Source organism: Microtetraspora niveoalba (assembly GCF_001570405.1).
GTDB classification, from domain to species: domain Bacteria; phylum Actinomycetota; class Actinomycetes; order Streptosporangiales; family Streptosporangiaceae; genus Microtetraspora; species Microtetraspora niveoalba.
Genome location: NZ_BBYM01000003.1, coordinates 24,029 through 48,922, shown reverse-complemented (window position 1 = coordinate 48,922; position 24,894 = coordinate 24,029). Strand labels below are relative to the sequence as shown.

General features: G+C 68.2%; 21 protein-coding genes. 17 read left to right on the top strand and 4 right to left on the bottom strand.

The genetic code is table 11. The features are described 5' to 3' along the window. Positions 1 to 151 precede the first annotated feature (151 nt). From AWQ70_RS01705 to AWQ70_RS40960, 8 genes are all read left to right on the top strand, one after another. On the top strand, positions 152 to 1,408 hold the full coding sequence (locus AWQ70_RS01705; protein ID WP_067169156.1) for a trypsin-like serine peptidase: 1,257 nt from the start codon (positions 152 to 154) through the stop codon (positions 1,406 to 1,408). Positions 1,409 to 1,982: 574 nt separating this feature from the next. Beyond that, positions 1,983 to 3,203 carry a trypsin-like serine peptidase gene (locus AWQ70_RS01700; protein WP_067169153.1) on the top strand — a complete coding sequence of 407 codons (1,221 nt, stop codon included), beginning with the start codon at positions 1,983 to 1,985 and terminating at the stop codon, positions 3,201 to 3,203. 1,077 nt (positions 3,204 to 4,280) lie between these two features. Then, positions 4,281 to 5,513: a trypsin-like serine peptidase gene (locus tag AWQ70_RS01695; protein ID WP_067169150.1), complete on the top strand. Its 1,233-nt coding sequence runs from the start codon at positions 4,281 to 4,283 to the stop codon at positions 5,511 to 5,513. Between the two features lie 531 nt (positions 5,514 to 6,044). Beyond that, entirely contained in the window at positions 6,045 to 7,325 is a 1,281-nt protein-coding gene (locus AWQ70_RS40970; RefSeq protein WP_245646640.1) for a trypsin-like serine peptidase, read from the top strand. A gap of 628 nt (positions 7,326 to 7,953) precedes the next feature. Continuing rightward, the gene (locus tag AWQ70_RS40965) at positions 7,954 to 9,642 is read left to right on the top strand and encodes a trypsin-like serine peptidase (protein WP_245646638.1); all 1,689 of its coding nucleotides are present in this window, start codon (positions 7,954 to 7,956) and stop codon (positions 9,640 to 9,642) included. A 256-nt stretch (positions 9,643 to 9,898) separates the two neighbouring features. Then, complete coding sequence (locus AWQ70_RS01680) at positions 9,899 to 11,074, top strand: trypsin-like serine peptidase (protein WP_067169147.1); 1,176 nt, start codon at positions 9,899 to 9,901, stop codon at positions 11,072 to 11,074. Between the two features lie 123 nt (positions 11,075 to 11,197). Continuing rightward, complete coding sequence (locus AWQ70_RS01675) at positions 11,198 to 12,298, top strand: trypsin-like serine peptidase (protein WP_067169144.1); 1,101 nt, start codon at positions 11,198 to 11,200, stop codon at positions 12,296 to 12,298. Positions 12,299 to 12,816: 518 nt separating this feature from the next. Beyond that, on the top strand, positions 12,817 to 14,346 hold the full coding sequence (locus AWQ70_RS40960; RefSeq protein WP_067169141.1) for a trypsin-like serine peptidase: 1,530 nt from the start codon (positions 12,817 to 12,819) through the stop codon (positions 14,344 to 14,346). A gap of 70 nt (positions 14,347 to 14,416) precedes the next feature. On the opposite strand, the gene AWQ70_RS01665 is transcribed toward AWQ70_RS40960, so the two are convergent. Beyond that, on the bottom strand, positions 14,417 to 15,601 hold the full coding sequence (locus AWQ70_RS01665) for an NAD(P)-dependent malic enzyme (protein WP_067169138.1): 1,185 nt from the start codon (positions 15,599 to 15,601) through the stop codon (positions 14,417 to 14,419). Between the two features lie 270 nt (positions 15,602 to 15,871). On the opposite strand from AWQ70_RS01665, the gene AWQ70_RS01660 reads away from it, so the two are divergent. Further along, on the top strand, positions 15,872 to 16,426 hold the full coding sequence (locus AWQ70_RS01660; RefSeq protein ID WP_067169678.1) for a CGNR zinc finger domain-containing protein: 555 nt from the start codon (positions 15,872 to 15,874) through the stop codon (positions 16,424 to 16,426). On the opposite strand, the gene AWQ70_RS01655 is transcribed toward AWQ70_RS01660, so the two are convergent. Further along, positions 16,372 to 16,695: a S24 family peptidase gene (locus tag AWQ70_RS01655; RefSeq protein WP_084516428.1), complete on the bottom strand. Its 324-nt coding sequence runs from the start codon at positions 16,693 to 16,695 to the stop codon at positions 16,372 to 16,374. The two genes, AWQ70_RS01660 and AWQ70_RS01655, sit on opposite strands and share 55 nt — an antisense overlap. An 80-nt stretch (positions 16,696 to 16,775) precedes the next feature. Between AWQ70_RS01655 and sodN the strand changes: the two genes are divergently transcribed. The 3 genes from sodN (at position 16,776) to AWQ70_RS01640 (ending at position 18,601) form a co-directional block, all read left to right on the top strand. After that, on the top strand, positions 16,776 to 17,177 hold the full coding sequence (sodN, locus tag AWQ70_RS01650) for a superoxide dismutase, Ni (RefSeq protein WP_067169135.1): 402 nt from the start codon (positions 16,776 to 16,778) through the stop codon (positions 17,175 to 17,177). Positions 17,178 to 17,378: 201 nt separating this feature from the next. Further along, a complete protein-coding gene (locus AWQ70_RS01645; protein ID WP_067169132.1) occupies positions 17,379 to 17,804 on the top strand; it encodes an ATP-binding protein in 426 nt (141 codons plus the stop codon). A gap of 17 nt (positions 17,805 to 17,821) precedes the next feature. Then, complete coding sequence (locus AWQ70_RS01640; RefSeq protein WP_174552356.1) at positions 17,822 to 18,601, top strand: RNA polymerase sigma factor SigF; 780 nt, start codon at positions 17,822 to 17,824, stop codon at positions 18,599 to 18,601. A gap of 4 nt (positions 18,602 to 18,605) precedes the next feature. Here the strand turns inward: AWQ70_RS01640 and AWQ70_RS01635 are convergent, their stop codons facing one another. Then, the gene (locus AWQ70_RS01635) at positions 18,606 to 19,001 is read right to left on the bottom strand and encodes a hypothetical protein (protein ID WP_084516452.1); all 396 of its coding nucleotides are present in this window, start codon (positions 18,999 to 19,001) and stop codon (positions 18,606 to 18,608) included. 59 nt (positions 19,002 to 19,060) lie between these two features. On the opposite strand from AWQ70_RS01635, the gene AWQ70_RS01630 reads away from it, so the two are divergent. Both AWQ70_RS01630 and AWQ70_RS01625 read left to right on the top strand, forming a co-directional pair. Continuing rightward, complete coding sequence (locus tag AWQ70_RS01630) at positions 19,061 to 20,053, top strand: diacylglycerol/lipid kinase family protein (protein WP_067169125.1); 993 nt, start codon at positions 19,061 to 19,063, stop codon at positions 20,051 to 20,053. Positions 20,054 to 20,333: 280 nt separating this feature from the next. Then, positions 20,334 to 20,588 carry a WhiB family transcriptional regulator gene (locus AWQ70_RS01625; RefSeq protein WP_067125837.1) on the top strand — a complete coding sequence of 85 codons (255 nt, stop codon included), beginning with the start codon at positions 20,334 to 20,336 and terminating at the stop codon, positions 20,586 to 20,588. Between the two features lie 107 nt (positions 20,589 to 20,695). Here AWQ70_RS01625 and AWQ70_RS01620 read toward each other — a convergent pair whose 3' ends face one another. Beyond that, positions 20,696 to 22,159 (bottom strand): PAS domain-containing sensor histidine kinase, encoded by a 1,464-nt coding sequence (locus AWQ70_RS01620; protein WP_067169672.1) that lies wholly within the window; start codon positions 22,157 to 22,159, stop codon positions 20,696 to 20,698. A 67-nt stretch (positions 22,160 to 22,226) separates the two neighbouring features. Here AWQ70_RS01620 and AWQ70_RS01615 point away from each other — a divergent pair, with 67 nt between their 5' ends. Genes AWQ70_RS01615 through bioD form a run of 3 tightly spaced genes read left to right on the top strand, consistent with a single transcriptional unit; the run spans position 22,227 to position 24,883 of the window. After that, complete coding sequence (locus AWQ70_RS01615) at positions 22,227 to 23,420, top strand: 8-amino-7-oxononanoate synthase (RefSeq protein WP_067169122.1); 1,194 nt, start codon at positions 22,227 to 22,229, stop codon at positions 23,418 to 23,420. A gap of 5 nt (positions 23,421 to 23,425) precedes the next feature. After that, positions 23,426 to 24,151, top strand: a complete 726-nt coding sequence (locus AWQ70_RS01610) for a GntR family transcriptional regulator (RefSeq protein ID WP_067169670.1) — start codon at positions 23,426 to 23,428, stop codon at positions 24,149 to 24,151. A gap of 9 nt (positions 24,152 to 24,160) precedes the next feature. Continuing rightward, entirely contained in the window at positions 24,161 to 24,883 is a 723-nt protein-coding gene (bioD, locus tag AWQ70_RS01605) for a dethiobiotin synthase (RefSeq protein ID WP_067169118.1), read from the top strand. Positions 24,884 to 24,894 lie beyond the last annotated feature (11 nt).

Sequence of the window (24,894 nt, the reverse complement as noted above, 5' to 3'; positions counted from 1 at the left end):
CCCGTGTCAGCCGAAAAGAAAGGCGGCGGACCTCCCGGAGAAGGCCCTTTATCCCCTTCTTATGGGTGATCGACTGCGCTATCTTTCCTGCATCCCTTTCCTGACGCATGGGACGCAAGAGGCGTCCCACGACAGACCAAGGAGTTCCCCCATGAAGCGCATTGTGGCTTTCGGTGGCCTCGTCGCCACCGCCGGCCTGCTGGCCTCCGGCCTGGCGGCCCCGGCTCAGGCCGCCGGCGACGTCGCCAGCGACGCCCTCGCCACCAACGGCATGGCGGCCTGGAACACCGTCGGCTACTGGTTCGCCGAGCACCGCGCGAACCTGATCAACGCCACGCCGTACAACGTCGAGACCAAGGTCGTCGCCAAGCACGTCTCCAAGGGCGGCCCGGCGGCGGACAGCAAGCCCGGCGTCGTCCCGGCGATCGGCGACGAGAAGAAGACCGTTGCCAAGTCGAAGAACGTCAACCTGCCCAAGACCACCGGCAAGGTGTTCTTCCGGGCCGCTGACGGCAAGCCGCACTGGTGCACCGCCACCTCGGTGCAGTCCGCGTACAAGAACCTGGTCGCGACCGCGGGTCACTGCGTGTACGACACCGAGTCCAACGCCGCCACGATGAACAACTGGGTCTTCGTGCCCGGCTACTACCAGGGCAAGACCCCGTGGGGCATCTACGTCGGCAAGCAGGCGTTCACGCACTACGACTACGACGTGTACGAGGACGGCGACCGCGACTACGCGTTCGTCACGGTCTACAACGGCCTCAACATGCCGCACGACGGGATCAAGAAGTTCTCCGACGTGCCCGGCGCTTGGCAGGAGGTCTCCAAGGAGACCTACGACAACTTCCCGAAGTGGTTCAAGGGTTGGAACTACGAGGAGTTCCGTTACTGCCACGAGGGCAAGCGGTACTACGTCTGGAAGTTCCAGGACGCCGGTGCTCTGGGCGCCAACGTGGGTGGGCAGGGTCTCGCCTACAACCAGAAGGTCGGCAAGCCGGTCTTCGTGTTCGGTTACCCGAGCGGGCAGCACCCGGACGGCAACCAGGCGTTCTCGGGCCAGACCCTCAAGTGGACGTACGGCAAGACCTTCGCGGTCCAGGCCCCGGCCATCAAGGGCGAGGAGCTCGTCGGCACCAAGTCCTCCTTCACCGGTGAGGGCTCGCTGGGCTCGGCGTGGCTGGTGAACTACAACAACGGCCGCCGTCTCGGCTACCTGAACGGTGTCACCATCGGCGTCTCCGACACCGACGGCAACAACCGTTACGACACCAGCTTCTCGCCGTACTTCGACGGTGAGCTGTACGGCGTCTACTCCGCGGCCAAGAACCTCTGGTCCGGCTCGATCGCGACGCCGTTCGAGTCGCCGGCTCTGCCCCGCGCGACCGAGTCGCCCCGGCCCAGCTAGTTCATCGGCTGGCTCGTTCGTCGATTAGCTCGTTTCAGAAAGGCCCGGCTGCCAGCCGGGCCTTTTTGGCGTTTCAGAAGCCGGCATGGCGAAGCCCCGGCACGCCGCACACCGAATCCGTTCTGAACGGCTTCCGGAAATCGCAACCGACGCGGCCCGGCCCGGGCGGCATCCTCGGCCGCAAATCATCGCACTGAGTGATCATGTCGATTCGGAACGACAACGGACGGCCGACCGAAGCCGCGCTTAGACGCGGGTCGCACCGATACGGTGCCCTGGATTCATTGTGATCCGCACCACATTGTTGGGACGCCGCCGGAACACCTCCCTCCCGAGGCTTCGCCGAAGGAATCCGGGGACGGGGCCGGGAGCAGCGAAAACAAGGGAAGCAAACCCCTGACACGTCAGGTTTCACAGAGTCAGTTGGATAACGGGATGATCTCGTCGTTTCACCCTCCCAAAAAGGGTCGACTCAGAGGGCTTTCGAGCCAAGATCGCGCTGTATGTTTTGGCCATCCCTTTACTGACGTCTGGAGCGCAGGAAGTGCTCCACGACAGCCCAAGGAGTTTCCCCATGAAGCGCACCCTCGCCTTCGGTGGCCTCGTCGCCACCGCCGGCCTCCTGGCCGCCGGCCTGGCCGCCCCGGCCCAGGCCGCCGGCGACGTCGCCAGCGCCCCGCTGGCCGCCAACGGCATCGCCGGTCAGAACATCGCCGCCTTCTGGTACGCCGAGAACGCCGCGGCTCTGAAGGGCGCCACGCCGTACAACGTCGAGACCAAGGTCGTCGCCAAGCACGTCTCCAAGGGCGGGCCGGCTCCGGACAGCAAGCCCGGTGTCGTGCCGGCGATCGGCGACGAGAAGAAGGCCGCCGCCAAGTCGAAGAACGTCAACCTGCCCAAGACCACGGGCAAGGTGTTCTTCATCGGCGCCGACAAGCAGGCCCACTGGTGCACCGCCACCTCGGTCCAGGCCGCGTACAAGAACCTGGTCGCGACCGCGGGTAGCTGCGTCTACGACACCGAGTCCAACGCTCAGACCCTGGACAACTGGGTCTTCATCCCGGGTTACTACCAGGGCAAGACCCCGTGGGGCATCTACGTCGGCAAGCAGGCGTTCACGCACTACGACTACGACGTCTACGAGGACGCCGACCGCAACTACGCGTTCGTCACCGTCTACAACGGCATCAAGTTCCCGGCCAACGGCTGGTCGGACGTCTTCCGTCTGATCCAGGACCGCAAGTGGGAGGAGCTCGACAAGTTCGCGGGCTTCCGCGAGGTCGACAAGGCCACCTACGACGCCTACGACAAGGCCGGCAAGGTTCCGCACTACATCTCGCGCAGCGGGAAGTACAAGGTGTGGAAGTTCGAGGACGCGGGCGCTCTGGGCGCCAACGTCGGTGGCCAGGGTCTGGCCTACAACCAGAAGGTCGGCAAGCCGGTCTTCGTGTTCGGCTACCCGAGCGGCCAGCACCCGGACGGTAACCACGCGTTCTCCGGCCACACGCTCAAGTGGACCTACGGCAAGACCTTCGCGGTCCAGGCCCCGGCCATCAAGGGCGAGGAGCTCGTCGGCACCAAGTCCTCCTTCACCGGTGAGGGCTCCCTCGGCTCCTCCTGGCTGGTGAACTACAACAACGGCCGCCGCCTCGGCTACCTGAACGGTGTCACCATCGGCGTCTCCGACACCGACAGCAACAACCGCTACGACACCAGCTTCTCGCCGTACTTCGACGGTGAGCTGTACGGCGTCTACGCCGCGGCCAAGAACCTCTGGTCCGGCTCGATCGCCTAGTCTCCGCTCGCGGAAACACGGCGGTTCACGAGAGCAGGGGTCCAAACCCTGCTCTCACAGGGGTCCAAACCCTGACCTATGCCTGCTTCATCGAAAGGCCCGGCTGTCCCAGCCGGGCCTTTTCGTTTTCCCAGCCCCGCTTCACGTCTCAGCCCCGCTTCACGTCTCAGCCCCGCTTCACGTCTCAGCCCCGCTTCGCTTCCGGACGGGTTCGCTTCCGGGTGAGACGTCTCCGAGCCTTGCCCCGGCCCCTCCCCGGAAGCCGTGAACCACCCGGCCCGCCATCGCCCTGGTTCGCCGCTCCGTCTCCTGGCGGCTCCCGCTCACCGCTGCTGCCTCACCGCCGCCGCTCCCCCAGGAGCGCGCCCCCGGTGTAAGCGCCGCATCAGAGACGCCCCACCTTGCGTGCTCCCGGCGGCCGCCGGGCAGGGGCCGTACGCGGGCGCTTCGACACCGGCTGAACCGGAGCCGCCCGCGCCCCAGAGCCCGGCCTATTTCGGACACCGGCGGGCGGCGCGCCACACCGCCGAGGCGGACGGCCTCGATCGACGAGTCTCGCTGGCGTTTCGGCATACCCGAGGCCCGCCGCCCCTCACCTTTTTGGGCGGTTCCTAATACGCCACCTTCCGCGACCGCACTGCCTTCGGCCGGCCCCCTGACGGTACGGCGCAAGACGTGGCGACCGTGAACCGGCCCGTTCGAGAGGAGGCTCCGGCGCTCCCCGGCGGGGCGCCCCCGGGCCCGGGGGCGCGTTAGACGCGAGAGAGTCGCTATCGGTGCCATGACGGAAATGTGTTTTACCTCACACAGCCGTTTTTCAGGATCTTTCGGATGTAACAACTTCACCGCGACGATCTCACCGGCGATCGCGTGATTGATCTGCGGAGATGCGTCCCTCCTCGCCGCCTAGATCAGATTCGAACGTAAGGTCACGGAAAGATCTCTGCGGCGCCCGTCGCATCCTCGCGTCCTCGGACGGCTTTCCCCTCGCAAGATCGCGCCGGTATGTTTCCGGTCATCCCTTTACTGACGCATGGGGCGCAAGAGGCGTCCCACGACAGCGCAAGGAGTTCCCTCATGAAGCGCACCCTCGCCTTCGGTGGCCTCGTCGCCACCGCCGGCCTCCTGGCCGCCGGTCTGGCCGCCCCGGCCCAGGCCGCCGGCGACGTGGCCAGCACCCCGCTGGCCGCCAACAAGATCGCCGCGCAGAACATCGTGGCGTTCTGGGCGGCGGAGAACGCCGCCAACCTGGTTCAGGCCACGCCGTACAACGTCGAGACCCAGGTCTCGGCCAAGCACGTCTCGACTGGCGGCCCGGCTGCGGACAGCAAGCCCGGCGTCGTCCCGGCCATTGGCGACGAGAAGAAGACCGCTGCCAAGTCGAAGAACGTCAACCTCCCGAAGACCACCGGCAAGGTGTTCTTCGTCGGCGCCGACAAGAAGCCGCACTGGTGCTCCGCCACGTCGGTGCAGTCGGGCTACAAGAACCTGGTCGCGACCGCGGGTCACTGCGTGTACGACACGGTGTCCAACGCCGCCACGATGGACCGCTGGGTCTTCGTGCCGGGTTACTACCAGGGCAAGACCCCGTGGGGCATCTACGTGGGTAAGCAGGCCTTCACCCACTACGACTTCGACGTCTACGAGGACGGCGACCGCGACTACGCCTTCGTGACCGTCTACAACGGTCTGAAGTTCCCGGCCGGCGGCTTCAAGGACTTCAAGGGCATGTCCCGCGAGGAGCGGAAGCAGTACGCGGGCTTCCAGCAGGTCGACAAGGCGACGTACGACGCCTACGCCGCGGCCGACAAGGGCGGCCACCGCTGGGGCTACTACGAGGACAAGGACGAGAAGGGCAACCCGATCTACTTCGTCTGGAAGTACGCCGACGCCGGTCGCCTGGGCGACAACGTCGGTGGCCAGGGCCTGGCCTACAACCAGAAGATCGGCAAGCCGGTCTTCGTGTTCGGCTACCCGAGCGGCGCCCACCCGGACGGCAACCAGGCCTTCTCCGGCAAGACCCTCAAGTGGAGCTACGGCAAGACCTTCGCCGCTACCGCGCCGGCCATCAAGGGCGAGGAGCTGCAGGGTGTCAAGTCGTCCTTCACCGGCGAGGGCTCGCTCGGTTCGGCGTGGCTGCTCAACTACAGCAACGCCCGCCGGGTCGGCTACCTGAACGGTGTCACCATCGGCGTGGCCGACCGTGACGGCAACAAGCGGATCGACACCAGCCTCTCCCCGTACTTCGACGGTGAGACCTACGGTGTCTACAACGCGGCCAAGAACAACTGGTCCGGCTCGATCGCCTAGTTCCCGGCCTGTGGGAGCCAGGTGGTCACGGGTCAGGGGTCCAAACCCTGCCCCAACCGCTTGATCTGAACAGGGCCCGGCGTCCAGCCGGGCCCTGTGCCTTTTCTGGAGACTCCGGAGCGGAACGGTGGGCGCGCCACCCTCCCCCTCTGTATGCTCCAGACAACCGAAGGCCCCGGGGCGTCCACCCCGGGGCCTTCGCGCGTTCGGCGACCCTCTTAGACGTGACCATCCACCGATCCGGTGCCGTTCAATTGATGTGATTTAGGTCACATCATTCAAGATCTGCGGTCCGGCGGTCACATCAGCACCAAAGCCACCGCTTCACTCTTGATCTGCGCGTATGTCATCTGGCGGGCAAAGTACCGACTTCCCCGGAAAGATAACGGAATCGTCACGCCATCCGGGGGCCGAAACGACCCCGTCGAAGTCGCTTCCACGCCGGAAGATCGCGGCTGTATGTTTCCGCCATCCCTTTACTGACGCATGGGGCGCAAGAGGCGTCCCACGACAGCGCAAGGAGTTCCCCCCATGAAGCGCGCTCTCGCGTTCGGCGGCGTCATCGCCGCCACCGGTCTGCTGGCCTCCGGCCTGACCACCCCTGCCCAGGCGTCGGGTGACGTCGCCAGCAAGCCGCTCGCCTCCACCGGCATCGCGGCGAAGAACATCGTGGCCTACTGGTACGCCGAGGACTCGGCGAACCTGAAGGGCGCCACGCCGTACAACGTCGAGACCAAGGCCGTCGCCAAGCACGTCTCCAAGGGCGGGCCCGCGGCCGACAGCAAGCCGGGCGTCGTGCCGGCGATCGGCGACGAGAAGAAGACGACGTCCAAGTCGAAGAACGTCAACCTGCCCAAGACCACGGGCAAGGTGTTCTTCAAGGGCGCCGACGGCGAGAACCACTGGTGCACCGCCACCTCCGTGCAGTCCGCGTACAAGAACCTGGTCGCGACCGCGGGTAGCTGCGTGTACGACACGGTGTCCAACGCGCAGACGATGAACTACTGGGTCTTCGTGCCGGGTTACTACCAGGGCAAGACCCCGTGGGGCATCTACGTCGGCAAGCAGGCGTTCACCCACTACGACTTCGACGTCTACGAGGACGCCGACCGCGACTACGCGTTCGTCACGGTCTACAACGGCCTCAAGGCTCCCCACGACGGCGTGCCGCACGGCAACGACGTGCCGAAGTGGTCGGACAACGGCGGCGAGGGCTGGCAGAACATCGGTGGCTGGCAGGAGGTCACCAAGGACGTCTACGACCAGTACCGCGGCTGGGACACCTTCATCGGTGACACCGCCAGCGTGTACGGCCCGGACTACGACGACTTCGACAAGGACGGCGACCGCACCGAGAAGTTCCAGCACTACTTCGTCTTCAAGTTCGTCGACGCGGGCGCCCTGGGTGCGAACGTCGGCGGGCAGGGCCTGGCCTACAACCAGAAGGTCGGCAAGCCGGTCTTCGTGTTCGGCTACCCGAGCGGCTCCCACCCGGACGGCAACCACGCCTTCTCGGGCAAGACCCTGAAGTGGACGTACGGCAAGACCTTCGCGGTCCAGGTCCCGTCCATCAAGGGCGAGGAGCTCGTCGGCACCAAGTCGTCGTTCACCGGTGAGGGCGCCCTCGGCTCCTCCTGGCTGGTGAACTACAACAACGGCCGCCGCCTGGGCTACCTGAACGGTGTGACCATCGGTGTCTCCGACAGCGACGGCAACAACCGTTACGACACCAGCTTCTCGCCGTACTTCGACGGTGAGCTGTACGGCGTCTACTCCGCGGCCAAGAACAACTGGTCCGGCTCGATCGCCTAGTCTCCGCTCGCGGAAACACGGCGACCCCCGAGACAGGGGTCCAAACCCTGCCTCACAATCACGTCACCCACAGGGCCCGGCTCTCCAGCCGGGCCCTGTGCCATTTCCGCTCCGGCCACACCACAGAACTCCGGCCACACCACAGAACTCCGATCGCACCACAGAACTCGATCCGCACCACGGAACTCCGGAGGCATCGCGCGTGATCTCGGTCATATGACGAGAAATACAGCGCGGGCCCCGACTCCGCCCTCCTGCGAGCTTCGGTCGTCTTTTCCCCCTTTTCTCCCGGCACCCGTGCCGATCAGCCATCGGTCGCCGTTCCGGCGCGGTGACGAACCGCCTGAACATTCGCGGCACCGGAAAAGCACCCGAAAAGCACCGGAAACACCGCCGCATCCCCACGCCGACAAACGCTTTCGTGATCCGGCGCCGAGCGGAGACGCCGGACGGCATTCCCGGAACGCCTCCCGTCATCGGTCGGGTCCCGTTGCGCAACCACTTCGCCCGTGAGTCACCAACGGGCTCCAAGTGGACTCCAAGTGCTGCGACATAAGTTGCGTTTCATCCCTTCCCTGACGGATGGGACGCATGGGGCGTCCCACGACAGACCAAGGAACAACCCAAGATGAAGCGCACTCTTGCATTCGGTGGCGTCGTCGCCACCGCGGGTCTGCTGGCCGCCGGGCTGGCCACTCCGGCTTCGGCCGTGCCCAAGGACGAGGTTCCGACCGTCATCCTGGCCAACACCAACATGGCCGCCAAGCAGATCGCCACCTTCTGGTACGGCGAGGCCAAGGCCAACCTGATCGGCGCCACGCCGTACAACGTCGAGACCAAGGTCGTCGCCAAGCACGTCTCCAAGGGCGGCCCGTCGGCCGACAGCAAGCCCGGCGTCGTGCCCGCCATCGGCGACGAGAAGAAGTCGACCGCCAAGTCGAAGAACGTCAACCTGCCCAAGACCACGGGCAAGGTGTTCTTCATCGGCGCCGACCGCAAGCCGCACTGGTGCTCGGCCACCTCGGTCCAGGCGAACTACCGCAACCTGGTCGCCACCGCCGGCCACTGCGTCTACGACACCGAGTCCAACAAGGCCACCCTCGACAAGTGGGTCTTCATCCCGGGTTACTACCAGGGCAAGACCCCGTGGGGCATCTACGTCGGCAAGCAGGCCTTCACGCACTACGACTACGACGTCTACGAGGACGGCGACCGCAACTACGCGTTCGTCACCGTGTACAACGGCGTCCTGCCCACCGACGCCGGTCGGGACCGCTACGAGAAGACCTGGAAGACGGAGGCCCTGGCCAAGACCGACAAGGCCAGGATCGAGAACGACAAGACCACGGCGTACTCGCACATCGGGATCGAGGCGGTCCTCACCGGCGACGTCGTCGCGCCGGGCACCGCGGAGTCCAAGAAGGTCGAGAACATCAAGGTCGACGAGTTCAAGCGCCTCAACCCGGCCGTCAAGGACCTGACGGGCGACGGGCCGTGGACCACCGGCACCGGCGCCTCCACCCCCGTGGAGATCACGAAGGACGCCTACGGCCGCGACGTGGACTCCTACACCAGCGCCGACGGCGCGACCTTCCTCTTCCGCAAGGAGATCAAGGGCGGCGGCGGCGACAAGACCGTCTCGCAGGAGAAGATCAAGGAGCAGCCCACCAACCCCGGTGGTGGCGGCGGCGGTGGAAGCCACGGCGGCGGCAACGGCGGTGGAAGCCACGGTGGTGGCAACGGCGGCGGGAACCCCGGTGGCGGCAACGGCAACGGCGGCGGGAACGGCGGCGGCCAGCAGTCCAAGCAGTACAAGTACTTCAAGCGGACCTTCTGGGCGAACTACGACCTGGACTACAAGGTCACCGCGCGGTACTTCTCTGTCGCACTCAAGGACGTCGGCCGTCTCGGCGACAACGTCGGCGGTCAGGGCCTGGCCTACAACCAGAAGCTCGGCAGCCCGGTCTACGTCTTCGGCTACCCGAGCGGGTCGCACCCGGACGGCAACTACGCCTTCACCGGCAAGACCCTCAAGTGGGCCTACGGCAAGACCTTCGCGGTCCAGGCTCCGGCCGTCAAGGGCGAGGAGCTGCAGGGCATGAAGTCGTCCTTCACGGGCGAGGGCGCCATCGGCTCCTCCTGGCTGCTGAAGTACAACAACGGCCGCCGTCTCGGCTACCTGAACGGTGTCACCATCGGCGTCTCCGACACCGACGGCAACAACCGCTACGACACCAGCATCTCCCCGTACTTCGACGGTGAGACCTACGGCGTCTACAAGATCGCCGCCAACGTCTGGTCCGGCAAGATCGTCTGACCTGGTTCCGGCGCGGGACGCCGGCCCGGAAACGGGACAGGACCCTGAGGTAAAGGGATATTCCTCAGCAGGGAACATCATGCGTGGGGGCTCGGCGGCGGCGCCGGGCCCCCACGTCGTTTCCGGGCCCCATCCGGGACGCATGGCCCGGCTCGCACCGCTGCTGTCCCATGCCATGGCAAAACGACGGTAATCTTCCTCTTTACCAGGGCAAGGGGCGCTGCGGGCGTCCACGCAGAGAGCGCAAGGAGCGTCCGTGAAGCGCGTCGTCCTGGCCGCCAGGCGTACGGCGGCCATCGCCGGACTGCTCTGTCCGGCCGCGCTCGTCGTGTCCGGCCCGCTCTCCCCCGCGCACGCGTACGACATCACCGCCACCCGCCCCCTGGCCGGGGAGGCCCAGGTGCCCTCCGTGCTGGCGTACTGGCTCGGCGGAGACGGCCGCGCCCTCACCGCGGCGACCCCGTACACGCTGCGGACGAAGGTGACCGCCCGGCAGGCGGAGCGCGGCGGCGCGGCGGCGGACGGCAGGCCGGGAGGCGTACGGCCGGCCGACAGGAAGCCGGCCGAGGGAAAGCCCTCGGGCGACAGGCCGGAAGGCGGCGCGCCCGACACAGGCACGCCCGGCACACGCGCCCCCGACAAGAGCGGTGACGACAAGACCGGGCAGGACGGGAACGGGGCCGCCGTCTCCAAGAACATCAACCTGCCCGCGACCACGGGAAGGGTCTTCTTCCTCGCGTCCGACGGCAAGCCCCACTGGTGCTCGGGCACCTCGGTCCAGTCCCCGCACCGCAACCTCGTCGCCACCGCCGGGCACTGCGCCTTCGACGCCGAGAACGGCGACGCGCCGATGAAGAACTGGATCTTCGTCCCCGGTTACGCGCCGGACGCGCTCCCCTTCGGCGTCTACGTGGGCAAGCAGGCGTTCACGCACCACGACTTCGCCACGTACCGCGACCTCGACCGCGACTACGCGTTCGTCGCCGTGCACAACGGCCTCACGCCGCAGCCCTCGCGCGCCTCCGGACGGGTCAGGCTGGTCGACGGCGGTCGCCTGGCGGACGGCGTGGGCGGCCAGGGGCTCGCATACAACCAGGAGGTCGGCCGCAGGACCGTCGTGTTCGGGCCCTCCGGGCGTCCGGCGCGCGGCGCCACGTTCCGGCTCCAGGATCCGGCCCTCCGCGCGGACGACCTGCTCGGCCTGAAGTCGTCCCGTACGAACGACGGATCGTCCTGGCTGATCGGCTACCGCAAGGCCGGACGCCTGGGTTACCTGAACGGTGTCACGATCGCCACCTCCGGCGGCTCGGCGGTCTCGCCCTATTTCGACGGCGAGCTCTACAGCGTCTATGTCGCGGCCCGGAAGATCCGGTCCGGCGCGGTGCCCGCCGGCGCCTTCCGCGACGGCGCGAACGAGATCAACATTCTGTAACAAACCGCTCCGCATATTTCAGGACATAGGGGTTCCTGAATGGGTGCTGTAGTTTTTTACCATCCCTTTACTGACGATAGGGGCGCAGTAGCGGCCCTCATCAGCGCAAGGAGCGAACCCCTCATGCGGAAGCGTCTGCTTCTCCCCCTCGGCGGCCTCGCCGCCACCGGCCTCATGGCCGCCGCACTGGTCACCCCCGCCACTGCGGCGCCGACCGTGTCCAAGGCCAAGCTGGCCTCCCCGGCCAGCGCCGCGGACATCATGGACTTCTGGATCGCCGACGGCGGCGCCAACCTCAAGGCCGCCAAGGCGTACGGCGCCGAGCACAAGCGCGTGCCGAAGCACGTCTCCACCGGCGGACCCGCCGCGGACGGCAAGCCCGGCGTCGTGCCCGCGATCGGCTACGAGAAGACGTCCGCCGGCAAGTCCAAGAACGTCAACCTGCCCAAGACGGTGGGCCGCGCGTTCTTCGTCGTCGACAACGAGCTCTACGCCTGTTCCGCCTCGGCGATCCAGTCGCAGTACCGCAACCTGGTCGCCACCGCCGGCCACTGTGTCTACGACATCGACGGCAACCGCCAGACCGCGGACAAGTGGGTCTTCATCCCGGGCTACTACGACGGCAAGGCGCCCTGGGGCGTCTACATCGGCAAGCAGGCCTTCAGCCACTACGACTTCGACGTCTACGAGGACCTCGACCGCGACTACGCGTTCGTCACGGTCTACAACGGCATCGGGTACGACGCGAAGAAGGACGTCTTCGTCGACCTCGGCTCGCTCGGCTCCAACGCCGGCGGCCAGGGCTTCGCGTACAACCAGAAGGTCGGCCAGCCCGTCTACGCCTTCGGCTACCCGGCCGCGCCGCACGACGACGGCAACTACGTCTTCACCGGCGAGAAGATGAAGTGGTGCTACGGCAAGCCGGTCTACCCGATCGTCGAGAGCAGCGTGAAGGTTGAGGAGCAGATCGGCCTGAAGTGCTCGATGACCGGCGGCTCGTCCGGCGGCCCCTGGATCCTCAAGTACAACAGCAACCGTCGCCTCGGTTACATCAACGGCGTGACCAGCCTCGGCGGTGACACCGACGGCAACCACCGCAGCGACATGATCACCTCGGCGTACTTCGACGGCGAGACGTACGGCGTCTACCGCGCGGCCTTCCCCCTCTGGTCCGGCTCGCTGGTCAAGAAGGACGGCTCGATCGGCATCACCGAGACCAGGTGACGACCGGGCGATGACCGGGTGACACCCCCTTCGGGGCGTCCCCGTCGGAGAACGTCGCCCCCGCGGCGTCGCTTTCCTGTGGCCCTTTCCGAGGCCCGGCTCCGGCCGGGCCTCTTTTCATGCCCGGAGACCCGGACCCCGGCGACCCGGTCGACCGAGTCCGAGAAACCCCGACAAAACGGTCAAGCACCGAGGGACGCCCAGGACGAATGGAGCCCCAGCGGGATGTGACAGTTATCACATTCGAAAAATGCAACCTTTTCCGGACTTCGCGTACCGGATCCCGGCCAAATGCCGTCTCTACCTGCCTATCTGCGGAAACATCACTATTACGTACCAGCTTGCTGTGAGCCGAAAAATACCCGTTCGATAACGGCCGGATCACAGGAAGCTGTGAGCCGATGGCCGGTCCGAAGGGGCCTTCGAGGGTCGAGATCTTCGCTGTAGTGTCCCCGTCATCCCTTTACTGACGGATGGGACGCAGGCGCGTCCCACGACAGCGCGAGGAGCGAACCCCCATGAAGAAGCGTGTGCTTCTCCCCCTCGGCGGTGTCGCCGCGGCCGGGCTCCTGGGCTCCGCCATGGTCACCCCCGCCCACGCCTCCGGCGACGTCGCCGCCAAACCCCTGGCGAGCCAGACGCTCGCGTGGGAGATCGCGGCCTTCTGGTACGGCGAGGACAAGGCCAACCTGATCGGCGCCACGCCGTACGACGTGGAGACCAAGGTCGTCACCAAGCACGTCTCCAAGGGCGGCCCGGCCGCGGACACCAAGCCCGGCCTCGTGCCGGCGATCGGTGACGAGAAGAAGTCGACCGCCAAGTCGAAGAACGTGAACCTGCCCAAGACCACGGGCAAGGTGTTCTTCATCGGCGCCGACCGCGAGCCGCACTGGTGCTCGGCCACCTCGGTGCAGTCCGGCTACCGCAACCTGGTCGCCACCGCCGGCCACTGCGTGTACGACACCGAGTCCAACAGCCAGACGCTCGACAAGTGGGTCTTCATCCCCGGCTACTACCAGGCCAAGACCCCGTGGGGCATCTACGTCGGCAAGCAGGCCTTCACCCACTACGACTACGACGTGTACGAGGACGGCGACCGCGACTACGCGTTCGTCACCGTGTACAACGGCGTCCTGCCGGACAACAGCGGCGCCGAGGTCAGCGAGTCGGAGTACCGCAAGTACCCGCGCACGCCGGACCTGCGTCAGCCCGAGGTCCGGGTGTACGAGACCAAGGCCGAGGCCCTCGCCCACCGGGGCAAGGGCAAGATCGAGGAGATCGTCGACACCGACCACGTGGTGGCGCACGGCACCCCCGGCTCGTCCGACTGGATCGACGTCACCCGCGCCGAGTACCTCCGCCTCACCGGGGGCGCGGAGGAGCAGATCGCCGGCAAGGTCGAGCGGGAGGACACCAAGCTGACCGCCGACGACCCCGCCGTGAAGGGCAAGACGCTCCCCTACTCCAGCTCCGACGGCAAGAAGTACTACTGGAAGAAGGAGATCAAGCCCGCCGAGGGTGAGACTCCGGCCGAGTACGAGTACTACCGCAGCGAGTTCTGCGCGAACTACGACCTGGACTACAAGGTCACCCGGTACTTCGTGCGGACCTTCACCGACGTCGGCCGCCTCGGCGACAACGTCGGCGGTCAGGGCCTCGCGTACAACCAGAAGGTCGGCAAGCCGGTCCACGTCTTCGGTTACCCGAGCGGCTCCCACCCGGACGGCAACTACGCCTACACCGGCAAGACGCTCAAGTGGAGCTACGGCAAGACGTTCCCCGTCCAGGCCCCGGCCGTGAAGGGCGAGGAGCTCCTCGGCGTCAAGTCGTCCTTCACCGGTGAGGGCGCGATCGGCTCGTCCTGGCTGCTCAACTACAACAACGGCCGCCGCCTGGGCTACCTGAACGGTGTCACCATCGGCCTGGCCGACACCGACAAGAACGACCGCATCGACACCAGCGTCTCGCCGTACTTCGACGGCGAGCTGTACGGCGTCTACAAGGCCGCGGCCAACCTCTGGTCCGGCAGCATCGTGCCGAAGTACTGATCCGCGGCACGCTTCAAGGGGCATGAGGAAGGGGCCCGGCCGATCGGCCGGGCCCCTTCTGTTCTCGTCGTCAGCGCCGGGCGACGCCGTCCAGGCGGGCCTGCTCGGCCACCGCCGCGATCACGGCGGGCGCGACGCGGGCGTCGAACGGCGACGGGATCACGTAGTCCGCGGACAGGTCGTCCCCGACCACGGACGCCAGCGCGGAGGCCGCGGCCACCTTCATGTTCTCGGTGATGGTCCTGGCCCGGACGTCGAGCGCGCCGCGGAACACGCCCGGGAAGGCGAGCACGTTGTTGATCTGGTTGGGGAAGTCGGACCGGCCGGTCGCGACCACCCGCGCGTGCCGCCGGGCCACCTCGGGGTGGACCTCCGGGGTCGGGTTCGACAGCGCGAAGACGATGGAGTCCGGGGCCATCGACCTGATGGCCTCCTCGCTCACCGTCGAGCCCGACAGGCCGATGAACACGTCCGCGCCGCTGAGGGCGTCCTCGGTGGACCCCGTGAAGCCCGCCTTGTTGGTGTCCCTGGCCAGGGCTTCCTTGACGGGGTTGAGGCCGTCGCGCCCGGTGTAGATCACGCCCTTGGAGTCGGCCACCGCGACGTCCCCGATGCCCGCGCCCAGCAGGATGCGCGTCACCGCGACGCCGGAGGCCCCCGCGCCCGCGATCACCGCGCGCAGGTCGCCCAGCGAGCGCCCCGTCAGGCGGGCGGCGTTCTGCAGCGCCGCGAGGGCGACGATGGCGGTGCCGTGCTGGTCGTCGTGGAAGACCGGGATGTCGAGCAGCGAGCGGAGCCGGTCCTCGACCTCGAAGCAGCGCGGGGCGCTGATGTCCTCCAGATTGATGCCGCCGAACGACGGCGCGAGCCGGACCACCGTCTCGACGAGCGCGTCCACGTCGGTGCAGTCAAGGCAGATCGGCACGGCGTCGACGCCCGCGAACTCCTTGAACAGCAGCGCCTTGCCCTCCATGACGGGCATCGCGGCGGCCGGCCCGATGTCGCCGAGCCCGAGGACGGCGGTGCCGTCGGAGACCACCGCCACGACGTTCGAGACCCAGGTGTAGTCGTTGACCAGCTCGGGGTTGTCGGCGATGGCGGTGCACACCTTGGCCACCCCCGGCGTGTACGCCAGGGAGAGATCGTCCGCGTCGCGGACCGGGATGGTGGAGCGGACCTCCAGCTTGCCGCCGCGGTGCAGGGCGAAAGCCGGATCGACGTCGAGAGCGTCCAGAGAAGTGGAAGTAACAGTCACAGCGACCCCAGTGTCACGAGGAGTTCCTTCGGTAGACGCCGCGAGAGCGGACCGGCCCGGGCTTCGGTAGCCGCCCGGCGGCCGTCTCCGTTGACGGTCGTCTCTTTGGGGGGTACGGGGGTCACCCGTTGTTTGATTGTGCCACATGATGAGATGGCGGCCCGCGAGGCCCGCAGGTTAACAAAGTGTCAGACTTAATATGTATGCAATCTAACCTGCGGCATGTAATACTCGATGTCCGGTCTGATCACTTACAACCGTGGGTCGCACGTGGACTTCACCTCATATGCAAAGCTCGCCGTACTCCTTGTCAATGAGCACGACCGGCTGAGATCCCTCGATTCCCTGCGCGAGCTGCTCGCCGAAACCGGCCGCAAAGAGGCCGCCGCGCGCGCCACCCGCCGAGATCTCGACGCCATCTGCGAGCTGCGCGAGGAGCTGACCGGCGTCTTCGAGTCCGCCGCGAGAGGCGACGGCGTCGACGCGGTCGAGCGGCTGAACGGCCTCCTCGTACGGCATCCCGTGCATCCCCAGATCTCCGGGCACGACGGCCAGCCGTGGCACATGCACCTGACCGAGGGCGGCCGGGTGGCCGACACCCTCGCGGTGGGCTCGGTCATGGGCCTGGCGACCGTGGTCACCAGCCTGGGGATGGACCGCCTCGGCATCTGCCAGGCGCCGCTCTGCCGCAACGCCTACCTCGACACGTCGTCGAACCGCTCGCGCCGCTACTGCTCCGAGCGCTGCTCCAACCGCGTCAACGTCGCCAACTACCGGGCGCGCAGGCGCGGCGCCGCGAGGCGTAAGGCGACGCGCGGCCAGTAGCGCAGCACCACCCGCCCGACGATGTCGGACTCCGGCACCGCGCCGAAGTCCCAGCTGTCCCGCCGTCCCGGGGCGTTCTGGTTGTCGCTCTCCAGCCACCAGCCCTCCCCGGTACAGCGGAACGCGCGTTTGACGATCAGCCCGTGCGGGCGCCGGGCCACCACCAGGTCGCCTTCGCGCACGGCGGTGCCGCGCCGTACCAGCAGGCAGTCGCCGGGGCGCAGGACGGGCAGCATCGAGTCGCCGACGACGCGCACCGTGGTGAGCACATCCCCCTCCACACTTGGCTTTCCGAGACGAGTAAGGTCGGTCTTGGACAGTGCTGTCACAGCATTAAGGAAGGATTCCGATGCTCGCACGACTGCTGCGGCCCAAGCACGAGGCGTCCGCCCACTGCGACCTGCCGTGCGGTGTGTACGACCCCGCGCAGGCCCGCATCGAGGCCGAGTCGGTGAAGGCCATCATGGCCAAGTACGCCGACAACGACGACCCGGTGTTCCGCGCCCGCGCTCTCACCATCAAGGAGGAGCGCGCGGAGCTGGTCAAGCACCACCTCTGGGTGCTGTGGACCGACTACTTCAAGCCGCCGCACCTGGAGCAGTACCCGCAGCTCCACCAGCTCTTCTGGGACGCCACCAAGCTCGCGGGCGCGGCCGGCGCCAAGGGCACCGTCGATGTGGCAAAGGCCGACGACCTCCTGGCAAAGATCGACGAGATTGCGAAGATCTTCTGGGAGACCAAGGCCGCCTGAGCCGGAGATCGTCCTGACCCCGCCCGGTCCCCCGACCGCGCGGGGTCCGGTGTTTTCCCGGCCCGTCGGAACCGTGGAATTCCCCCGTAACCACCTCCAAGATCGCCACAATCGGCGCGTCCCAGCCGAGCAATCGCGGGCGAGTGGCGGTAGGTTGCAGTGAGCGGCAGTGCGCCGGCTCGATTTTGGGCGAGGAGGAACGTGACCGAGGAAACCGAGACGCCTGCGGTGGATCTGGCCGGGATCCGCGACGCTGTGAGTGTCCGGCTGCCCGCCGTGAGCGCCTATCTGTCAGTGCTGCGTACGGCTACCGCCGGGCTCGCGGCCCGGCTGGACTTCACCCTCGACCAGATCGAGGATCTCCGCATCGCGGTGGACGAGGCCTGCGCGATGCTCCTGCGGCAGGCGGTGCCCGGCACCGACCTGGTCGCCGAGTTCGAGCTCACCGGGCAGGAGATGACGGTCCGGGTCGAGGTCAACACGGTGGGCGTGACCGTTCCCAAGCGCGACGACTTCGCCTGGATGGTGCTCACCGCGCTGGCCGACGACGTGGACGCCACCTCCGACTCCCCGGACCACATGGCGATCGTGCTGCGTAAGCGTCGAGGCGCGGCGAGGCCGGCGTGACGGAAAGGACTCGTGCCATGGCCTCCGGCGACTCGGCCGTGCCCGACCGCGTGCGTGCCCGCGCGCTCTTCGGGGAGCTCGTGGAGCTGCCGGCCGACGACCCGAGGCGTCAGCGCATCCGCGACGAGCTCGTCGAGCTCCACCTCCCGCTGGTGGAGTACCTCGCCCGCCGGTTCCGCAACAGGGGCGAGTGGCTCGACGACCTCACCCAGGTCGCCACGATCGGCCTGATCAAGTCGATCGACCGCTTCGATCTGGCCCGCGGCGTCGAGTTCTCCACCTACGCGACCCCCACCATCGTCGGGGAGATCAAGCGGCACTTCCGCGACAAGGGCTGGGCGGTCCGGGTGCCGCGCCGGCTCCAGGAGCTCAAGCTCTCGCTCACCAAGGCGATCAGCGAGCTGTCACAGCGGGAGAGCCGCGCGCCCACGGTCGCCGAGCTGGCGGCCCACCTGCAGATGACCGAGGAAGAGGTCCTCGAGGGCCTCGAGTCGGCCAACGCCTACTCCACCGTCTCGCTCGACGCGCCCGACTCGGGAGACGACGACGCGCCCGCGGTGTCCGACTCGCTCGGCATCGTGGACGAGTCGCTGGAGGGCGTCGAGTACCGCGAGTCGCTCAAACCGCTGCTGGAGCGGCTTCCGCCGCGGGAGAAGCGCATCCTGCTGCTGCGTTTCTTCGGGAACATGACGCAGTCGCAGATCGCGACGGAGCTGGGCATCTCGCAGATGCACGTGTCCCGCCTCCTCGCCCGGACCCTCGCCCAGCTTCGCGAGGGCCTGACCGCGGACGACTAGCGGCTCACGGCCCGTGCGGCCCGTCCTCGCCCATCAGCGCCCTCGTGGACGGCGGGGCGAGGAGTGTCACCAGGGCGATCGCGGCGGCCACGACCAGCGGCACTCCGTAGGCGTACTGCTGGGACTGGATCAACGTGATCGCCACGGGCAGGGCGAAGATCTGGGTGACCACACCCGGTCCCCTGCTCCAGCGGAGCACCTGGAGAACCCCCCAGGCGACCCAGAGCAGGCCGGCGCCGACCAGGATCCCGAAAGCCGCGACGAAGATGGAGCTGACCAGGTCGCTCGGCTTGCCGATCAGCGTCTCGACGGCGACGTAACCGCCGAGGGCCAGGGCGGCGACGCCCTCCACGGCCACGACGACTGAGGCGACGGTCAGGGTCAGGGGTCGGCTGCTCACAGCGGCCAACACTAACAACATGGGCGGTAGGGCATGGTTCGTGCTCTACCCTTCAGGGCATGCGGGCTCTCCTTGTCGTCAACCCCAAGGCGACGTCGACCAACCATCGCACGCGTGACGTCCTGATGCGGGCGCTCGGTGCGGCGATGGACCTGACGGTGGAGGAGACCGGCTACCGGGGGCACGCGGCGATGATCGCCGAAACGGCGCACGCCAAAGGGTTCGACGCCGTCGCCGTGCTCGGCGGCGACGGCACCATCAACGAGGCGGTCAACGGCCTGCTGCGCGGGCAGCCGTCCGTGTCCGCGGTGGAGCGTCCCACGCTGATCGTGATCCCGGGAGGGAGCGCGAACGTGTTCGCGCGGGCGCTCGGGTTGCCGGGCAACCCGGTAGAGGCGACCGGGGCGGCGCTCGAGGCGCTGCGGGAGGGCCGGCGGCGCACGATCGGGCTCGGCGAAGCCGTATGGGACCACGATGTTTCACACGGCGATGCCGGGGCAGAGCCGCCCACAGGCCCGCAGGGGTCACGTTATTTCACATTCTGCGCTGGGCTCGGATACGACGCCGAGGTCGTCCGGGCCGTCGAGGGGTTGCGGAGCGCCGGCTGCAAGGCGACGCCCGCCCTGTACGTCAAGACGGCGATCAGCCACTACTTCCTGACCGATCGCCGCCGTCCGGCCATGGTGCTGGAGCGTCCGCGGCAGGCGTCGGAGAGCCGGATCTTCATGGCGATCGTCTCCAACACCGCGCCGTGGACCTATGCCGGGCCCCGCCCGATCAACCCGACGCCCTGGGCGGCGTTCGAGACCGGGCTGGACCTGCTGGCGCTGCGGAAGATGGGGCTGGGCGCGGTGCTCGGCCTGGTCCGGCAGATCATCGGGGAGCGATCGGGGCTGCCGGTGGGCCGGCACCTGGTCCAGGCCCATGACGAGGAGGAGTTGACCCTTTCCGCCTCCCGTCCGGTCGCCTTCCAGTTGGACGGTGACTACCTGGGAGAACGCGAACGGGTGCTTTTCCGGTCTATCCCGGACGCATTACAAGTCCTCGTCTAGTCCGTTACATGCGGTCATAGTGTGACGAATCCGACAGCCATAACCGGCAAAACCTTCTCCCAAACCTCTTGTGCGGTCTTGGCGTCCCTGAAAAGCTGAATGCGACGTCGGAACGTAGGACCTTTGCGGGGGCCACCGCCTCCCGGAGACCCCGGCGATCAACGGACCCAGCCCGGTACGACCCGTGTTCCGGGCGAAAGTTCGCAGCAGTTAGTGAAAGACTTCACAAAGTTGACGGTCAGGAGCCGCGGAAGGCTCCACTTACGAAGGAGTGGAACGCATGGACTGGCGCCACCGCGCTGCCTGCCGTGACGTGGATCCCGAGCTTTTCTTCCCGATCGGCAACACCGGCCCCGCGCTCATGCAGATCGAAGAGGCGAAGCAGGTATGCCGGCAGTGCTCCGTCATGGAGTCGTGCCTGAAGTGGGCACTGGAGTCCGGTCAGGACGCCGGCGTCTGGGGCGGCATGAGCGAGGATGAGCGGCGCGCGCTCAAGCGCCGTACGGCCCGCGCCCGCGCCCGCGCGAACGTCTGAATTCTTCCCCAAGAGATCCCGCATACCGCCAAATACAACGGCGCCACCTTTTCGCTGTTGTTTCGGTCACATGAAAGGCGAGGGTCGCGTCTCAAAGGACGCGGCCCTTACCCCGTTTGAACCGGAATGCTGATCGTCACTTCGGTCCCGCCGCCTTCACGCGGAGCGATCGACAATCGTCCGGACAGCTCGCCGACCACGAGCGTGCGGACGATCTGCAATCCGAGGCTGGTCGTCGCCTCCAGGTCGAAATCGGTGGGCAGCCCCTTCCCGTCGTCGGCCACCACCACATCCAGATGATCGACGTCCCGCGTCACGATCACCTGGATGCTCCCGCTCGCGTGTGAGAAGCCGTGCTCCACCGCGTTCTGCAGCAGCTCGGTGAGCACCATCGCGATCGGCGTGGCGACGGCCGCGGGCAGCACGCCGAAGCTGCCGATCCGCTTCGGCGTGACGTGCGCCACCGAGACCTCGGCGGTCATCGCGACGACCCGGTCGGCGATGTCGTCGAACTCGACCATCTCCTCGGGCATCTGGGCCAGGATCTCGTGCACGATCGCGATCGACCCGACCCGCCTGACCGCCTCCTCCAGCGCCTCGCGGCCCTCGGGGTTGCCGAGCCTGCGCGCCTGGAGCCGCAGCAGCGCCGCCACCGTCTGCAGGTTGTTCTTCACCCGGTGGTGGATCTCGCGGATCGTGGCGTCCTTGGTCAGCAGCTCGCGCTCGCGGCGGCGCAGCTCGGTCACGTCGCGGATGAGCACCAGCGCGCCGATCCGGCCGCCGCCGACCACGAGCGGGATCGCCCGCAGCAGCACGACGATGCCGCCGCGCTCCACCTCGGTCTCCCTCGGGGCGCGGCCGCTCGCCACGTGCATCAGGTCCTCGTTGATCGGCTCGTCCGAGTAGCAGAGGTCCGCCGTGGTACGGCCCAGCTCCGCGCCGACCAGGTCGGCCTGCAGCCCGAGCCGCCGGTACGCCGAGAGCGCGTTGGGGGAGGCGTACGTCACCCGGCCGGCCCGGTCGAGCCGGAGCAGGCCGTCGCCCACGCGCGGCGAGCGGACGAGGGTCGGCTCCTCCTCCGGGAACGGGAACCTGCCCTCGGCCACCATCTGGGCCATGTCAGAGGCGCTCTGCAGGTACGTCAGCTCCAGCCGGGACGGCGTACGCGCGGAGGACAGGTTGGTGGAACGCTGGATGACGCCGATGATCTCGCCGTCCAGGCCGCGCCGTACCGGGATGGTCTCCTCGCGGACCGGTACGCCGCTGGACCAGTCGGGGTCGCCCTCGCGGCAGATCCGGTGCTCGTTCCAGGCGGTGTCGATCAGCGGGCGCTCGCCCTCCGCCACGACCATGCCGACCACGTCGTCGTGGTAGACGGTGGGGCCGGTGGTCGGCCGCATCTGCGCGACGGCCACCCAACCGGACCCCTCCTTACGCGGGATCCACAGGATGAGGTCGGCGAACGACAGATCGGCCAGCAACTGCCAGTCTGAGACGAGAGAGCGCATCCACTCGATGCCCGCGACGTCGAGCGCGGTTTGGCGGGACACCAGGTCGCTGAGAGTCGGCACCACTGCATCATGCGTCCCGAACCGGCCCGAAAGCGAATCCACCCGTCCGACCTGCAAAGATGCACCCATGAGTAGGCCACTCGACAGACTGCGCGCGGCCGCCGCCGACAGGGAGGCGGCCGGTCTGCGGCGCACCCTGCGCCCGCGCACGCCCGACCACGACGGACTGATCGACCTGGCCTCCAACGACTATCTCGGCCTGTCCAGGGACGCCCGGCTGGCCGAGGCGGCCGTACGCGCCGTGGAGGAGTGGGGCACCGGCTCGACCGGCTCGCGGCTGGTGACGGGCTCGACATTGCTGCACGCGGAGCTGGAGGCCCGGCTCGCCGCCTTCACCGGGGCCGCGGGCGCCCTCGTGTTCTCCTCGGGCTACCTGGCGAACCTGGCCGCCGTCGCGGCGCTCGCCCGCGGCGGCCTGGTGGTGTCCGACGCGGGCAACCACGCGTCCATCGTCGACGCGTGCCGCCTGTCCCGCGCCCGGGTGGTGGTCACACCCCACGGCGACGTGGCGGCCATGGAGGCGGCGCTGCGCGAGCGCGACGAGGAGAACGCCGTCGTCGTCACCGACGCCGTCTTCTCCGTGGACGGCGATCTCGCGCCGCTTCCCGCCCTGCACGCGGCCGCCGTACGGCACGGCGCCCTCCTGGTGGTGGACGAGGCGCACTCCCTCGGTGTGGTCGGGGAGTCGGGCCGGGGCGCGGTGCACGCGGCCGGACTCGCGGGGGATCCTCATATTGTGAGAACCGTCACGCTTTCCAAGTCGCTCGCGTCTCAGGGCGGGGCGGTGCTCGGCGCCCCCGAGGTGGTCGGGACGCTGGTCGACACGGGGCGGTCGTTCATCTTCGACACCGGGCTCGCCCCCGCCAGCGCGGCCGCCGCGCTGCGGGCCGTCGAGCTCCTGGAGGAGCATCCTGAGCTGCCCGAACGCGCGTCGTCGATCGCGCGGGCGCTCGCCGGGACGGTACACGAGCTCGGCCTGGAGACGGCCGAGCCGGCCGCCGCCGTGGTCCCCGTCGTGCTCGGCCCGCCCGGGGCGGCGGTCTCGGCGGCGACCCTGTGTGCGGAACTCGGCGTGCGCGTGGGATGCTTCCGCCCACCATCGGTGCCCCATGGGAGGTCTTGTCTGAGGTTGACCGCTCGGGCCAATCTGGGGTCCGATGACCTCGCGGTGATCAGGCGGGCGCTCACCGCCGTGGCCGAAACGGAAGGTGGGCAAGTGAACCGGCGAACCATCGACGACGTCGTGAGGGAGGCATCGTGACCGAGCTGACCGAGGACGCGCCGAGAGTCCCCAAGTACTACGACGTCAAGCGGAGCCTGCTGGAGCTCACCAAGAGTCTGCCTCCCGGCAGCGCGCTGCCGCCCGAGCGTACGCTCGCCGTACGGTTCGTCACGTCCAGGACGACCGTGCGCCAGGCGCTGTCCGAGCTGGTGGTCGAGGGCCGCCTGCTGCGCATCCAGGGCAAGGGCACGTTCGTCGCGCAGCCCAAGGTCGCCCAGGTGCTCCAGCTCACGTCGTACACCGGGGACCTGCGGACCGTGGGCCTCGAACCCGACACCAAGATCCTGGACATCAGCTACATCACGGCGGACGAGCAGCTCGGCCGACGCCTGGCGATCAATCCGGGCGGGCGGGTGCTGCGCATCCACCGCCTGCGCCTGGCCAACGGCGAGCCGATGTCGATCGACACCACGCACCTGTCCGCCCGCAGGTTCCCGCGGCTGCGGCGGGAGCTCGAGGCCCACTCGTCGTTGTACGAGACGCTGCACAACGCCTACAACGTGCGGCTGACCGACGCCGAGGAGGTCATCGAGACCGTCCTCGCCACGCCGTACGACGCCCAGGTGCTCGGCGTGGACGTGGGGCTGCCGATGCTGCTGCTCACCCGGCACGCCTTCGACGCGGACGGCCATCCGGTGGAGTACGCCCAGTCGCTCTATCGCGGCGACCGCTACAAGTTCGTCACGCGTCTGCGCAGGCCCAGCCCCTAGGGTTGCCTGATGAGCATCCTGCTTGTCACCGGCACCGACACCGGCGTGGGGAAGACGGTGGTCACCGCGGCGGTGGCCGCACTGGCGCGGGAGCGCGGGGCGGCGGTCGCGGTGGTGAAACCGGCGCAGACCGGCGTGGCCCCGGGCGAGCCGGGCGACCTCGACGAGGTCATCCGGCTCTCGGGCGTCACGACGACGTTCGAGTTCGCCCGCTTCCCCGCCGCGCTCTCCCCCGCCGCGGCGGCGCGCGACGCGGGCCTGCCGCCGGTCTCCCTGACCGAGTCGGCCGAGCGGATCCGCGAGATCGCCGAGTCGCACCGGCTGGTGATCGTGGAGGGCGCGGGCGGCCTGCTCGTCCGCTTCGACGAGGACGGCTCGACGCTGGCGGACCTGGCGCACCTGCTGCGCGCCCCGGTGCTCGTGGTCGCGCGCGCCGGGCTCGGGACGCTGAACCACACGGCGCTGACCCTGGAGGTGATGGCGGCGCGCGGCGTCGAGCCGGCCGGGGTGGTCGTCGGCTCCTGGCCCGCCGAGCCAGGGCTCGCCGAGCGCCACAATGTCGGCGACCTGGAGATGCTCGCCGCCCGGCCCCTCGCGGGCGCGCTGCCCGAGGGCGCGGGGTCGCTCGACCGTACGGCTTTCGCCCACGCGGCGAGGGCGGGGATCGGCCCCACGCTGGGCGGCGGCTTCGACCCGGCCCGGTTCCGATCGACCCTCGGACTCCCCCTCTGACGCACCGCCCG